A 14015-nucleotide genomic window follows, 5' to 3' on the forward strand; every position below is an offset into this window, starting at 1 on the left:
ACTCTCCTAGTCTCTAGCGATCTGCTACAACAACAGTGATGTGGCTTGAACGCTTCAAGATACGATCCGCACGACCTTTAGCACGAGGCATAATACGCTTCATGGTTGGGCCTTCATCTACAAAGATTTTTGCGACATTCAGATCGTCAATATCTGCACCTTCGTTGTGCTCCGCGTTAGCGATAGCAGACTCTAGAACTTTCTTAACTAGTGCAGCAGCTTTTTTGTTGCTGAACGTTAGGATTTCTAGAGCTTGGTCAACAGATTTACCACGGATTAGATCCGCAACTAAGCGAGCTTTCTGAGGCGAAATGCGAGCAAAGTTATGTTTAGCAATTGCTTCCATTATCTACTCCTTAGCGCTTCTTAGCTTTCTTATCCGCAGCGTGACCGCGGTAAGTACGTGTTGGTGCGAATTCACCCAGTTTGTGACCGATCATTTCATCAGTTACAAATACTGGTACGTGCTGACGACCATTATGGACAGCGATGGTCAAACCGATCATCGTAGGGATGATCATTGAACGACGGGACCAAGTCTTAATAGGCTTTTTGTCTCCGCTTTCCACCGCTTTCTCTACCTTCTTCAGCAAGTGTAGGTCAATAAAAGGACCTTTCTTGAGAGAACGTGGCATGGCGATTCCTCTTTATATAGATTACTTGTTACGACGACGTACGATGTACTTGTCAGTGCGTTTGTTCTTACGAGTCTTGAAGCCTTTAGTAGGCATACCCCAAGGAGATACTGGGTGACGACCACCAGAAGTACGACCTTCACCACCACCATGTGGGTGGTCAATCGGGTTCATTACAACACCACGAACCGTTGGACGGATACCGCGATGACGTGATGCACCTGCTTTACCAAGTTCACGTAGCATGTGCTCAGAGTTACCAACTTCACCGATTGTTGCACGGCCTTCAGAAAGAACTTTGCGCATCTCGCCAGAACGTAGACGGATAGTTACGTACGCACCGTCGCGAGCAACGATTTGAGCGTAAGCACCAGCCGAACGAGCTAGCTGACCACCTTTACCAGGCTTAAGTTCAACGTTATGTACTGTTGAACCTACTGGGATATTACGCATTGGTAGAGTGTTACCAGCTTTGATTGGTGCATCAACACCAGACTGAATAACATCACCAGCTACAACACCTTTAGGTGCTAGGATGTAGCGACGCTCACCGTCTTTGTAAAGAACTAGAGCAATGTTTGCGCTACGGTTTGGATCGTATTCAAGACGCTCAACTGTCGCTGGAATACCATCTTTAGTACGTTTGAAGTCAACTACACGGTAGTGGTGCTTGTGACCACCGCCGATGTGACGTACTGTGATACGACCCTTGTTGTTACGACCACCGTTCTTAGAGTTTTTCTCTAGAAGAGGTGCGTATGGCTTGCCCTTGTGTAGGTCAGCGTTAACAACTTTAACAACGTGACGACGACCAGGGGAAGTCGGCTTACATTTAACAATAGCCATTTTTAACTACTCCTGTTATTCCGCGCCGCCAACGAAGTCAAGATCTTGACCTTCTTTCAAAGTAACGTACGCTTTCTTAACGTCGCTGCGGCGACCTTGGCGTAGACCTTGACGTTTGGTCTTACCCTTAGTGATAAGAGTATTTACAGACTTAACTTCAACTTCAAATAGCTTTTCTACAGCTGCTTTGATCTCTTTTTTAGTCGCATCTTTAGCTACTTTGAAAACGATAGTGTTCGCTTTCTCAGCTGCCATAGTTGCTTTTTCAGAGATGTGCGGTGCACGTAGAACTTTTAGGATACGCTCTTCAGTGATCATGCTAGCATTTCCTCTACTTGCTTAACTGCTTCTGCAGTCATTACAACTTTGTCAAACGCGATTAGAGATACTGGATCGATACCAGCAACATCACGTGCGTCAACTTTGTATAGGTTACGAGCAGCTAGGAATAGATTCTCATCTACTTCGCTAGTCACGATTAGAGCGTCAGTTAGCTCAAGCTCTTTAAGCTTAGCAACTAGCTCTTTAGTCTTTGGTGCTTCAACTGAGAAGTTATCAACAACGATTAGACGCTCTTGACGAACAAGCTCAGAAAGAATGCTCTTCATAGCACCACGGTACATTTTTTTGTTTACTTTTTGGCTGTGATCTTGTGGTTTCGCAGCAAAAGTAACACCACCTGTACGCCAGATTGGGCTACGGATTGTACCAGCACGCGCACGGCCAGTACCTTTTTGACGCCATGGCTTAGCGCCACCGCCAGAAACTTCTGAACGTGTTTTTTGAGCACGAGTACCTTGACGAGCACCTGCTGCGTACGCAACAACTACTTGGTGTACAAGAGCTTCGTTAAACTCACGTCCGAAAGTAGTTTCGGAAACAGTTAGTGCATCGGCACCTTTAACCATTAGTTCCATTACTTACTCCTGAGACGTTATGCTTTAACAGCTGGTTTAACGATCACGTTGCCGCCAGTTGCGCCTGGGACTGCACCTTTAATAAGAAGCAGGTTGCGCTCAGCGTCAACACGTACGATCTCTAGGTTTTGAGTCGTTACACGCTCAGCACCCATGTGACCTGCCATTTTCTTGCCTTTAAATACGCGACCTGGAGTCTGACATTGACCGATAGAACCAGGAGCACGGTGAGACAATGAGTTACCGTGAGTCATATCTTGAGTACGGAAGTTCCAACGCTTAACAGCGCCTTGGAAACCTTTACCCTTAGATGTACCAGTAACGTCTACTTTCTTAGTTTCGTTGAATAGTTCAACAGTTAGTTCTGAACCAACTTCGAACTCTTCGCCGTTTTCTAAACGGAATTCCCAAAGACCGCGACCAGCTTCAACGCCAGCTTTAGCAAAGTGACCTGCTTCAGCTTTGTTTACACGGTTAGCTTTCTTAGAACCAGCTGTAACCTGGATTGCTGCGTAGCCGTCAGTTTCAAGAGTTTTCACTTGAGAAACACGGTTAGCTTCAACCTCAACAACTGTTACTGGGATAGAAACGCCTTCTTCAGTAAATACGCGGGTCATGCCCACTTTACGACCGATTAGACCAATCATACTTCTAATCTCCCTTAACCTAGGCTAATTTGAACGTCAACGCCCGCAGCAAGGTCTAGACGCATTAGAGCATCAACAGTCTTGTCTGTTGGCTCAACGATGTCGATTAGACGCTTGTGAGTACGGATTTCGTACTGGTCACGTGCTTTCTTGTTAACGTGTGGAGAGATAAGAACTGTGAAACGCTCTTTACGAGTTGGCAGTGGGATTGGACCACGAACCTGTGCGCCAGTGCGCTTAGCTGTTTCAACGATTTCCGCTGTAGAAGCATCGATTAGTTTGTAATCGAAAGCTTTTAGGCGGATACGGATACGTTGGTTCTGCATGAGACAGAGCTCCAAATTTAATAAATTACACAAACAATATCGCCACTCAAACTCGTCAAGACGAGAGAATGCCGATTGATTTATGTGAAACCGTAGCATCCAAGATTAGGACGCATTGTCAGTTAATTTTCGATTAACTATCCCTATATGCCAAAGTCACCTTTGAGGATAGTTTTTCCGAAGAAAAGATAGCTAATTGTATTAACCGCGAACATAAGCTGAGTATACATTACCTCACAAATCCTTAGATTTGCTCGCTCCTCACTGCTCATTGGTTCACAACTGGCTTAACCAGTGCGCTGCATTATACAGATCACACTTTAGGTTGCAAGCGCTGAGTGAAAAATAATCGGGAATATTCCAAACCCCATACATTCCTCTTCGCTTGGTAGCCATTAAAACAAAAAGGACGCCGAAGCGTCCTTTTCTAAACTGTAATCGTAATAGCGGCTGCTATTATTTCTTACCGCTTGATAGTGCACCGAAACGCTTGTTGAAGCGATCAACACGGCCGCCTGTATCAACGATACGTTGCTTACCAGTGTAGAATGGGTGACACTTGTCACATACGTCTAGGTGGATAGACTCTTTACCTAGAGTAGAGTTGAACTCAAAAGAGTTGCCGCAAGAACAAGTCGCTTTTACTGCTTTGTATTCTGGGTGGATACCAGCTTTCATGGGATAACCTCAATAGTAGGCCGTGTCGCTATACGAATCTAAGCCGCACACCACACGCAATTAATAATAAAATGGGATACCGCATCAACTAATTGCCGAAGCCATATCTCAAGGCGCGATATAGTAAAGAATCACATTGCTCGGATCAACACATTTGGCAACTTTTTCGCCACTTTTTTAGCCAGACTAATCATAGAGGCACGATTCACGCTGAATCGCATTGCTTTACTCGAATTTCCATACCGATTTTAATAGACTCTCATTTCCTTTCCCTCTTTTTTAATAGCTAAGAATTTATGCGTCCAACCATTGCTAGAGTGGCATTACCCGTTCCGCTCGACAAACAATTTGATTACGCCATTCCGGGGCACCTGTTTCCGATCATTGGTGGACGCGTTTCCGTACCTTTTGGACGCCAAACGTTAGTTGGCATCGTCACCGCGATGGTTAATCACTCGGACTTTCCCAAAGATCAACTCAAGCCAATCAAAGCAGTTCTTGATTCTCAGCCGATATGGTCTGAAAAGCTTTATTCGTTGCTGACTTGGTGCAGCCAGTTCTACCAATACCCACTTGGAGATACGCTACACAATGCGATGCCAGCAGCTCTACGTAAAGGAAAGCCTGCAGATTTTGCGACGCTACAAGAGTGGCAAATTACCGAATCCGGTAAAGACAAGCTGATGCAAGGGCTTGATCGTCGAGCAGTCAAACAACAGAAGGTCTTGCAAATGTTGGTTAACGGCGCTTTGCCTCACCAGGAATTTGTCGACCAAGAGATAGCCTCAACAGTACTAAAGTCTTTAGAAGAGAAAGGCTGGATTGAACGTATCGAGAAGAAGCCTGTAATCACCCAGTGGGGACAGCACGTTGAATGCGACGTCGAGAAGCCAAAGCTCAACCACGAACAAGCACTCGCTATTGCAAGTGTAAATAGCCAAACAGGCTTTGCTTGCTATTTATTAGAGGGAGTAACTGGCTCTGGTAAAACAGAAGTTTACTTAAACCTTATCAAGCCGGTCTTAGAGAAAGGTAAACAAGCCTTGGTTTTAGTACCAGAGATTGGCTTAACACCACAAACCATCAACCGCTTTAAACGCCGTTTTAATGTGCCAGTTGACGTCATCCACTCCGGGTTAAACGAGACGGAGCGTCTGAATGCGTGGCTTTCTGCACGCGACAAAGCGGCCGGAATCATTATCGGCACACGCTCTGCCCTACTCGCGCCTTTTGCTGATCTCGGGATTATCATTGTGGACGAGGAACATGACACCTCTTACAAACAGCAAGATAGCTTGCGTTATCATGCACGCGATGTTGCTGTAATGCGCGCTCATAAAGAACAAGTTCCGATTGTTCTGGGCTCAGCCACACCTGCACTGGAGACATTGCACAATGCCTTGTCAGGCAAGTATCACCATTTAACACTAACCCAACGAGCTGGCTCTGCCGTGCCAACCACCAATAAAGTGTTAGATGTAAAAGGTCAGTATTTAGAAAGTGGCTTATCTGCCCAACTGATTGCCGAGATGCGCAAGCATTTAAAAGCTGGCAATCAAGTAATGTTGTTTCTTAACCGCCGAGGCTTTTCGCCCGCTTTGATGTGCCATGAATGCGGTTGGATTGCAGAATGTAAACGCTGTGATGCGTACTATACGTTCCACCATTACAGCAACGAAATACGCTGCCATCACTGCGGCTCACAACAACCGGTGATTCATCAATGTCAGGGGTGTGGTTCAACCCAATTGGTTACCGTCGGCGTAGGAACGGAACAACTCGAACAACAATTGGCTCAGTTATTTCCAGAATACAACGCCATTCGCATCGACAGAGACAGCACACGTCGCAAAGGTAGTTTGGAAGATGCCCTTGAATCGATTCGTAAAGGTGAACATCAAATTCTGATTGGCACCCAAATGCTGGCTAAGGGGCACCATTTTCCAAATGTAACGCTCGTTGCTCTTTTGGATGTTGATGGCTCTCTCTATAGTAGTGACTTCCGCGCTTCCGAGCGACTAGCGCAGTTGTTTATTCAAGTCGCAGGTCGTGCCGGCCGCGCAAGTAAACCTGGCGAGGTTATCCTACAAACCCACCATCCTGAGCACAGCTTGCTGCAGGCCCTGCTTCAAAAAGACTATCGCCACTTTGCTATGACTGCTCTGGAAGAACGCAAATTGGCTCAGCTTCCGCCTTATAGTTTCTTGACTCTGTTTAAAGCAGAGGCGAACCAAAGTGAGGTAGTTGAAGACTTCCTGCGTCAGGTTCGCTTTACGTTAGAGTCACACCCTCTGTTCGATGATTCCTGCATGGTGTTAGGCCCTACTCCTTCACCTTTGGCCAAGCGGGCTGGTAAATACCGTTGGCAACTATTACTGCAAACTCAGCATCGTTCATTGATGCAAAAGTTATTAACCAGTGCCAAACCTGCTATTGAGTTGTTGCCAAATGCTAAGAAAGTACGCTGGAATTTAGACATAGAACCACAAGATCTCAGCTAGCAAACGTTTAACTATGTAATGAATTACCATTTAATGTGACCAGAATCACACCAAGATTACAATTTTTGTTAAACAGACCGTAACTTTCACTTTAGAAATGAATAGACTATCCAAATTAGAAAAGTCTAAAGTGACTTGTTTGCACAGGCTTAGATTAAAACAATGACTATTCCCACAAATTGATATCGCGGTGAAGAATCCATTTTCCCACTCGTTAACACGAACTGAGCGAAGAGCAAATACAGCTCTAACTCGGTTTGATTACTCTGATTTCAAACCGGAATAACGTCATCTTGGCAAAAAATAAATGAGAGGTTAAAAACTATGGCGACAATGAAGGATGTTGCCCAGCTTGCGGGAGTGTCTACGGCTACGGTATCTCGAGCCTTAATGAATCCAGAGAAAGTATCTTCTTCTACAAGAAAGAGAGTAGAAGATGCCGTACTTGAAGCGGGTTATTCTCCAAACTCATTAGCGCGTAACTTACGTAGAAACGAATCAAAAACCATTGTTACTATCGTTCCCGACATCTGTGATCCTTATTTTTCTGAAATTATTCGCGGTATTGAAGATGCAGCCATGGAACATGGCTATCTAGTCCTGCTGGGCGATAGCGGACAACAGAAGAAACGCGAAAGCTCTTTCGTTAACCTCGTATTTACTAAGCAGGCAGATGGAATGCTACTGCTTGGTACAGATCTACCATTCGATGTCAGTAAGCCAGAGCAAAAGAACTTACCTCCGATGGTAATGGCGTGTGAATTTGCGCCAGAGCTCGAGCTTCCGACAGTACATATTGATAACCTGACCTCAGCATTTGAAGCGGTGAATTACCTGACTCAATTAGGTCATAAACGCATTGCTCAAATCTCTGGACCAGATACAGCAATATTGTGTCAGTTCCGCCAGCAAGGCTACCAACAAGCCCTGCGCCGTGCCGGCATCAATAAAGATCCACAATATAGTGTCATTACTGAGTTCTCTTTTGATGGCGGAGCAAAAGCCGTTCGTAAACTGCTCGAATTGCCAGAACCACCAACGGCTATTTTCTGTCACTGTGACACAATGGCCATCGGCGCAATTCAAGAAGCGAAAAAGCTTGGCTTACGAGTACCGCAAGATCTCTCTGTTGTGGGCTTTGATGACATTAACTTCGCTCAGTACTGCGATCCACCGTTGACCACCATCTCTCAACCTCGCTATGAGATTGGTCGACAAGCGATGCTAATGATGCTCGAGATGTTAAAAGGCCACGACGTGCATTCAGGCTCGCGTCTGCTTGAAACTAATCTCGTCATTCGTGGAAGTGCAGCGCCACCACAGCGCCCTTAACCTAAAGATTAGGTATTCATCCCCAAAGCGGTGCTAAGGCGCCGCTTTTTTATTTACCCCTCCTGCTTTTTGTGTATCCCTGAATAAATGTAAGTGAGAACGGAAACACACTCTTACACTCGGGCGTTGTCGCGCTTTAGCTATCAAGATTCTATCAATAGGGTGTTTTCTCAACTCGTTCTGGATTAACATATTTGCAAGAATCCTTGATGACCAGAAATAACCGTGGCAAATAGAGATTATGTAAGACGGGGGCGAGGCGCCCCAAAAAAGTCGACAAAAAAACAGCCGCCGAGAAGAAAAAAACCTTGGCGCAGTGGCCTGCTCGCTATCTTGCTCGTGGGCGGTTTTGGCTATGGTCTTTACCTTTTGAGTAGCGACCCAGAACCTAAACAACCAGTTGTGAAGCAGCCAACAACCACTGTAAGCAAACCAAAGCCGAAAAAAGACTTGCCGCCACCACCAGAAGAAAAATGGGAATATGTTGAGTCACTACCGAAACGTGAAGTTGAAGTTGTGGCCAAAGAAATTGAAGTTTCTAAAATTCCTTACATCATGCAGTGTGGCGCGTACAAAACTCAGGCACAAGCCGAAGAGCGCAAGCTTGCAATCGCGTTCCAAGGGATGTCGAGCAAGATTCGTAAGAAAGAAGGCAGTTCATGGTATCGCGTGGTGCTAGGTCCGTATAAGTTCAAACGTGATGCAGAACGTGATCGTCATAAACTGCAACGCGCGAAAATCGAGCCGTGTGCGATTTGGAAAGAAAATCTTTAAACTCAGGCCCTAGGAGCTAAGATCCTAGGGCCTTTCTTTTTGCCCCCTTGAATCCCCATTTCTCCTCCCCCATATACTGAATTAAATCCAAAGAGAAATAATCAAGAGGTCGACTGTGACTACCATTGTATCTGTACGTCGAAATAATAAAGTCGTCATCGCGGGTGATGGCCAAGTATCTCTAGGCAATACCGTAATGAAAGGTAATGCGCGCAAAGTTCGCCGCCTATACAACAACCAAGTACTAGCGGGCTTTGCCGGCGGTACTGCGGATGCCTTCACCCTTTTTGAGCGCTTCGAAAGCAAACTGCAAATGCACCAAGGTCACCTAACCAAAGCGGCAGTTGAGCTAGCCAAAGACTGGCGTAGCGATCGTGCTCTGCGCAAGCTCGAAGCCTTACTTGCCGTTGCCGACGAAACCGCATCGTTAATCATTACCGGTAATGGTGATGTCGTACAGCCAGAACATGACCTGATTGCGATTGGCTCTGGTGGTGCTTACGCACAAGCTGCCGCAACCGCCCTACTAGAAAACACAGATCTAGATGCTCGTGAGATCGCGGAAAAAGCTCTCAATATCGCGGGTGATATTTGTGTCTTCACTAACCATCACCACACGGTAGAAGAGCTAGACTCAACAGTAGAGCCTGAAAAACCAACCGCGTAATCGTAACGAAGTAAGGAAAGAATATGTCTGAAATGACGCCTCGCGAAATCGTTCATGAATTGAACCGCCACATTATCGGTCAAGAAAAAGCCAAGCGTTCGGTTGCGATTGCACTTCGTAACCGCTGGCGCCGCATGCAGCTTGAAGAAAGCTTGCGTGCCGAAGTGACGCCAAAAAACATCTTGATGATTGGCCCTACTGGTGTTGGTAAGACTGAAATCGCACGACGCCTCGCAAAACTGGCAAATGCCCCTTTCATCAAAGTTGAAGCGACAAAATTCACCGAAGTGGGTTACGTTGGTAAAGAAGTTGAAACCATCATCCGTGACCTAACAGATGTCGCTGTGAAAATGACGCATCAACAAGCGATGGAGAAAGTGAAATTCCGAGCAGAAGAGCAAGCGGAAGAACGCATTCTTGATGCGCTACTGCCACCAGCACGTGATAGCTGGGGTCAAGCAGAGCAAACGGAAGAGTCTTCTCACACTCGCCAGATCTTCCGTAAGAAACTGCGTGAAGGCCAACTAGACGATAAAGAAATTGAAATCGACGTAGCCGCACCGCAGATGGGCGTAGAGATCATGGCGCCTCCTGGTATGGAAGAGATGACTAACCAGCTGCAAGGCATGTTCCAAAACCTGGCAGGCGACACTAAGAAAAAACGTAAGCTGAAAATCAAAGACGCAATGAAAGCGTTAGCGGAAGAAGAAGCGGCGAAACTGGTAAACCAAGAAGAGCTAAAAGAAGCAGCGATTTTCAACGTTGAAAACAACGGCATCGTATTTATCGATGAGATCGACAAAATCTGTAAACGCGGCGAGAGCTCAGGCCCAGACGTTTCACGCGAAGGTGTTCAGCGCGACCTACTTCCATTGATTGAAGGCAGCACGGTATCAACCAAGCACGGCATGGTAAAAACAGACCACATTCTGTTTGTTGCATCTGGTGCATTCCAAGTGGCAAAACCATCTGACTTGATCCCAGAATTGCAAGGTCGTCTACCAATTCGCGTTGAGCTAGAAGCACTAAGCAGCAACGACTTCAAACGCATTCTGACAGAACCAAAAGCCTCTCTAACAGAGCAGTACGTTGCGTTGATGAAAACGGAAGATGTGGACATCGAATTCACAGAAGACGGTATCACGCAAATCGCGGAAGCTGCATGGACGGTCAACGAAAGCACAGAAAACATCGGTGCTCGTCGCTTACACACCGTTATGGAACGCTTAATGGATGAAATCTCTTACGACGCAGCGGAGCAATCTGGCGCTAAATTCGTTATTGATTCCGCTTATGTGAAAGCACGCTTAGGCGACACAATTGAAGATGAAGATCTAAGCCGCTTTATTCTTTAATCGCAATCTATTTTACCAAAGCCCAGAACCTTGTTTCTGGGCTTTTTGTATAGAATGACGGCCACTGTGACAACACCTAAATCAAAAGTTCTCGTCATTCTAGCGAGCTCAAGTGAGACTAAGAATCTGCTAACAGCAGACGCCTATTCTTTCCAACTCACCTTAACCACGGCACTATTGGGACGATAGATTCTGAATCACCTCGTTCCTCGCTGTTCAGAATGACGGTTACTGTGACAACACCTAAATCAAAAAAGATCTCGTCATTCTAGCGAGCTCAAGCGAGACTAAGAATCTAGTAACAGCAGACGCCTATTCTTTCTCTCTCACCGTAACACTTCACAATCGGATGATAGATTCTGAATCACACTCGTTCCTCGCTGTTCAGAATGACGGTGACTTAGACAACATCTAGATCAAAAGCTCTCGTCATTCTAGCGAGCTTAAGCGAGACTAAGAATCTGCTAACAGCAAACGCCTATTCTTCCCCACTCACCTTAACCACCGCACAATCGGATGATCGATTCTGAATCACACTCGTTGTTCAGAATGACGGTGACTTTGACAATACCCAAATCAAGGATCTCGTCATTCTAAGAGCTCAAGCGAGACTAAGAATCTGCTAACAGCAGACGCCTATTCTTTCCAACTCACCTTAACCACGGCACTATTGGGACGATAGATTCTGAATCACCCTCGTTCCTCGCTGTTCAGAATGACGGTTACTGTGACAACACCTAAATCAAAAAGGTCTCGTCATTCTAGCGAGCTCAAGCGAGACTAAGAATCTGGTAACAACAGGCGCCTATTCTTTCCCACTCACCTTAACCACTTCACAAACGGACGATAGATTCTGAATCACACTCGTTCCTTGCTGTTCAGAATGACGGTGACTTAGACAACATTTAAATCAAAGGATCTCGTCATTATAACGAGACTAAGAATCTGCTAACAGCAGACGCCTATTCTTTCCCATTCACCTTAACCACTGCACAACCGGACGATGGGTTCTGAATCACACTCGTTCCTCGTTGTTCAGAATGACGGTGACTTTGACAACATCTAAATCAAAAGATCTCGTCATTCTAGCGAGCTCAAGCGAGACTAAGAATCTGCTAACAGCAAACGCCTTTCTTTCCCACTCACCTTCATCACTGCACAACCGGACGATAGATTCTGAATCGCCCTTTGACTTCTAGTTGAGTTGTTTTAGGTCAATAGCGTATCTGCCTCTTTGTGCTTATACTGGGCACATTGGTTACTAGCACGAAATTTCCATGAAACAATCTCTACAGATCTGGCTTGAAGCCGCTCGTCCAAAAACATTACCTCTGGCATTGGTCTCTATCTTAACAGGTAGCGTGCTCGCCTACTCGGCAGGTCATTTTTCACTGACAATTGCCATCATGGCTTTCGTAACCGCGACGTTGCTGCAAATTCTGTCCAACCTGGCAAACGACTATGGCGATGCCGTTCAAGGTACAGATAACGACAAACGCCTCGGCCCATTACGAGCGATGCAGTCTGGCGCGGTAAGTGCTAAACAGATGAAACAGGCGATTATCTTTAACATCGTTCTGACCGCCATTTCAGGCTTGGTGTTAGTTTTCTATTCACTAAGTTCACTGGAAAGCATTGTCACTTTTATCGGGCTGGGAATTTTGGCCATTCTCGCAGCCATTGCTTATACCATGGGTAGCAAACCATACGGTTACGTGGGGCTTGGCGATATATCAGTGTTCTTGTTTTTTGGTCTACTCGGCGTATCCGGTACCTACTTCTTGCATACTGGTCACGTAGACACCACGCTATTCTTACCTGCTTTAGGCTGCGGTTTACTCGCCGTTGCAGTACTCAATATCAACAATATGCGTGATATAGAGAACGACCGAGAGTGTGGTAAACGCACGGTGGCGGTACGCTTAGGTCAACGTAAAGCCAAGCAGTACCACTTTATCTTACTTGGCGGAGCTATCCTTGCCTTTGCGGCTTACTTGTTAATTCAAGACAAACCCGTTTGGATTAGCTTGCCATTTTTACTTAGTATTTATTTCGTGGCCGATCATGGTAAAGCAGTTTGGCATACACAAAAGCCCGCTCAGATAGCACCAATGATGCCAGTCATCGTGAAATGCTCTCTAGTCACCAACGTTTTGTTTGCAACAATTGTGGTAGCTCAAACTCTAGTAAGTTAAAAAAGGATTGTCATTGCATTGACTTAATGCCTAGATATACTCAAAGACAACCAATTTCTGTTTAGAAAGGTACGCTATGGAATACAATACCTCAGCACTCTGTGACATCTACCTCGACCAGGTAGATGTGGTTGAACCAATGTTCAGTAACTTTGGCGGTCGCGCTTCATTTGCCGGGCAAATCACCACCATCAAGTGTTTTGAAGATAATTCGTTGATCCGCGAGACATTAGAGCAAGATGGACTTGGTCGCGTTTTGTTAATTGACGGTGGCGGTTCCCTACGTAAAGCCCTTATCGATGCAGAAATCGCAACCATTGCGGAAGAAAACGAGTGGGAAGGCATTGTCGTTTACGGTTGTGTTCGTGAAGTCGATGAACTTGAAGATATGAATTTAGGCATTCAAGCCCTCGCTTCTATTCCTGTTGGAGCGACCAGCCAGGGTATTGGTGAATTGGATGTACCAGTCAACTTTGGCGGCGTCAGCTTCTTACCTGAAGATTATATTTATGCTGATAGCACCGGAATTATCCTGTCGCCTGAACCATTGAATATTGATTTAGAGTTGGATGAAGAAGCATAACGAGTCTTAGGCGCCTAAGTTATAGGGTCTTCTCTTGGCTCTTAGCGCCTAGCCTTGTCTTAACATTTTCTACTTCCCTAAAACACAAACACCCGCTTAACGCGGGTGTTTTTAATTTGGAATGAAGAAGCCGAATTATTCCACTTCGTCCATTTTGCCAAGTAGTGCACGAATGCGCTCTTGCCATTGTGCGTGCTCTTGCTGTGCTTGTTGTGCTTTTTGCTCTAGCTCTTCACGTTGAGAGCGAAGCTCGTTCGCTTCTTCCGCAAGTTTAGCTTTATCTTCTTTCAGCTCTTCGACTTCCATCTGAAGAAGAGTGATTGTGTCAACTGCAGTTTGAATTTTAGATTCTAGTTGTTCTAGTACTTCAAAAGACATCTTGGCCTACCTATGTTATTCCGTTGGGACGATGTGCGAGATTGATGCACACCTAACCTATATAAGGTTCATTCTACTCAGCGTCGCGATGAGAAACACTCACTATATTCGATATTTTGCATCATTCGGTCAAAAAATCAGCGCAATCTCACTAAACGCTGACTTTTCTTGTCGCCGAAGC

At 45.7% G+C, this 14015-nt stretch carries 16 protein-coding genes; 7 read left to right on the forward strand and 9 right to left on the reverse strand.

Translation table 11 applies throughout. The features are described 5' to 3' along the window. Positions 1 to 13 precede the first annotated feature (13 nt). The 8 genes from rplV to rpmE form a co-directional block, all read right to left on the reverse strand. A complete protein-coding gene (gene rplV, locus R7Z41_RS04070; RefSeq protein ID WP_005383164.1) occupies positions 14 to 346 on the reverse strand; it encodes a 50S ribosomal protein L22 in 333 nt (110 codons plus the stop codon). A 10-nt stretch (positions 347 to 356) separates the two neighbouring features. Next, positions 357 to 635 carry a 30S ribosomal protein S19 gene (gene rpsS, locus R7Z41_RS04075; protein WP_004394525.1) on the reverse strand — a complete coding sequence of 93 codons (279 nt, stop codon included), beginning with the start codon at positions 633 to 635 and terminating at the stop codon, positions 357 to 359. A 21-nt stretch (positions 636 to 656) separates the two neighbouring features. Beyond that, positions 657 to 1481 carry a 50S ribosomal protein L2 gene (gene rplB / locus R7Z41_RS04080; RefSeq protein WP_005383168.1) on the reverse strand — a complete coding sequence of 275 codons (825 nt, stop codon included), beginning with the start codon at positions 1479 to 1481 and terminating at the stop codon, positions 657 to 659. Between the two features lie 15 nt (positions 1482 to 1496). Further along, complete coding sequence (rplW, locus tag R7Z41_RS04085; protein ID WP_004398471.1) at positions 1497 to 1799, reverse strand: 50S ribosomal protein L23; 303 nt, start codon at positions 1797 to 1799, stop codon at positions 1497 to 1499. Then, the gene (rplD, locus tag R7Z41_RS04090) at positions 1796 to 2398 is read right to left on the reverse strand and encodes a 50S ribosomal protein L4 (protein ID WP_005379556.1); all 603 of its coding nucleotides are present in this window, start codon (positions 2396 to 2398) and stop codon (positions 1796 to 1798) included. The genes rplW and rplD overlap by 4 nt, the downstream gene beginning before the upstream one ends. 17 nt (positions 2399 to 2415) lie before the next feature. After that, positions 2416 to 3045 (reverse strand): 50S ribosomal protein L3, encoded by a 630-nt coding sequence (gene rplC / locus R7Z41_RS04095; RefSeq protein WP_005379555.1) that lies wholly within the window; start codon positions 3043 to 3045, stop codon positions 2416 to 2418. A 14-nt stretch (positions 3046 to 3059) separates the two neighbouring features. Beyond that, complete coding sequence (gene rpsJ / locus R7Z41_RS04100; RefSeq protein WP_004410492.1) at positions 3060 to 3371, reverse strand: 30S ribosomal protein S10; 312 nt, start codon at positions 3369 to 3371, stop codon at positions 3060 to 3062. 456 nt (positions 3372 to 3827) lie between these two features. Then, positions 3828 to 4049 (reverse strand): 50S ribosomal protein L31, encoded by a 222-nt coding sequence (gene rpmE / locus R7Z41_RS04105; protein ID WP_005379546.1) that lies wholly within the window; start codon positions 4047 to 4049, stop codon positions 3828 to 3830. Between the two features lie 296 nt (positions 4050 to 4345). On the opposite strand from rpmE, the gene priA reads away from it, so the two are divergent. The 7 genes from priA to rraA all read left to right on the forward strand — a co-directional run bounded on the left by priA (position 4346) and on the right by rraA (position 13456). Next, on the forward strand, positions 4346 to 6550 hold the full coding sequence (gene priA / locus R7Z41_RS04110) for a primosomal protein N' (RefSeq protein ID WP_186584494.1): 2205 nt from the start codon (positions 4346 to 4348) through the stop codon (positions 6548 to 6550). Positions 6551 to 6853: 303 nt separating this feature from the next. Continuing rightward, positions 6854 to 7882: a DNA-binding transcriptional regulator CytR gene (gene cytR / locus R7Z41_RS04115; protein ID WP_254901949.1), complete on the forward strand. Its 1029-nt coding sequence runs from the start codon at positions 6854 to 6856 to the stop codon at positions 7880 to 7882. A gap of 225 nt (positions 7883 to 8107) precedes the next feature. Then, complete coding sequence (ftsN, locus tag R7Z41_RS04120) at positions 8108 to 8656, forward strand: cell division protein FtsN (RefSeq protein WP_017820300.1); 549 nt, start codon at positions 8108 to 8110, stop codon at positions 8654 to 8656. Positions 8657 to 8771: 115 nt separating this feature from the next. Beyond that, complete coding sequence (hslV, locus tag R7Z41_RS04125; RefSeq protein WP_005383176.1) at positions 8772 to 9323, forward strand: ATP-dependent protease subunit HslV; 552 nt, start codon at positions 8772 to 8774, stop codon at positions 9321 to 9323. Positions 9324 to 9346: 23 nt separating this feature from the next. Next, the gene (hslU, locus tag R7Z41_RS04130) at positions 9347 to 10678 is read left to right on the forward strand and encodes an HslU--HslV peptidase ATPase subunit (RefSeq protein ID WP_025768349.1); all 1332 of its coding nucleotides are present in this window, start codon (positions 9347 to 9349) and stop codon (positions 10676 to 10678) included. A 1277-nt stretch (positions 10679 to 11955) separates the two neighbouring features. After that, on the forward strand, positions 11956 to 12873 hold the full coding sequence (locus R7Z41_RS04135) for a 1,4-dihydroxy-2-naphthoate polyprenyltransferase (RefSeq protein ID WP_005383178.1): 918 nt from the start codon (positions 11956 to 11958) through the stop codon (positions 12871 to 12873). A gap of 76 nt (positions 12874 to 12949) precedes the next feature. Further along, entirely contained in the window at positions 12950 to 13456 is a 507-nt protein-coding gene (gene rraA, locus R7Z41_RS04140) for a ribonuclease E activity regulator RraA (RefSeq protein ID WP_005379537.1), read from the forward strand. A 135-nt stretch (positions 13457 to 13591) separates the two neighbouring features. Here the strand turns inward: rraA and zapB are convergent, their stop codons facing one another. Further along, positions 13592 to 13834 carry a cell division protein ZapB gene (gene zapB, locus R7Z41_RS04145; RefSeq protein ID WP_005379536.1) on the reverse strand — a complete coding sequence of 81 codons (243 nt, stop codon included), beginning with the start codon at positions 13832 to 13834 and terminating at the stop codon, positions 13592 to 13594. Between the last annotated feature and the right edge of the window lie 181 nt (positions 13835 to 14015).

The sequence above is a fragment of the Vibrio sp. 1457 genome, from assembly GCF_033340195.1.
GTDB classification, from domain to species: domain Bacteria; phylum Pseudomonadota; class Gammaproteobacteria; order Enterobacterales; family Vibrionaceae; genus Vibrio; species Vibrio alginolyticus.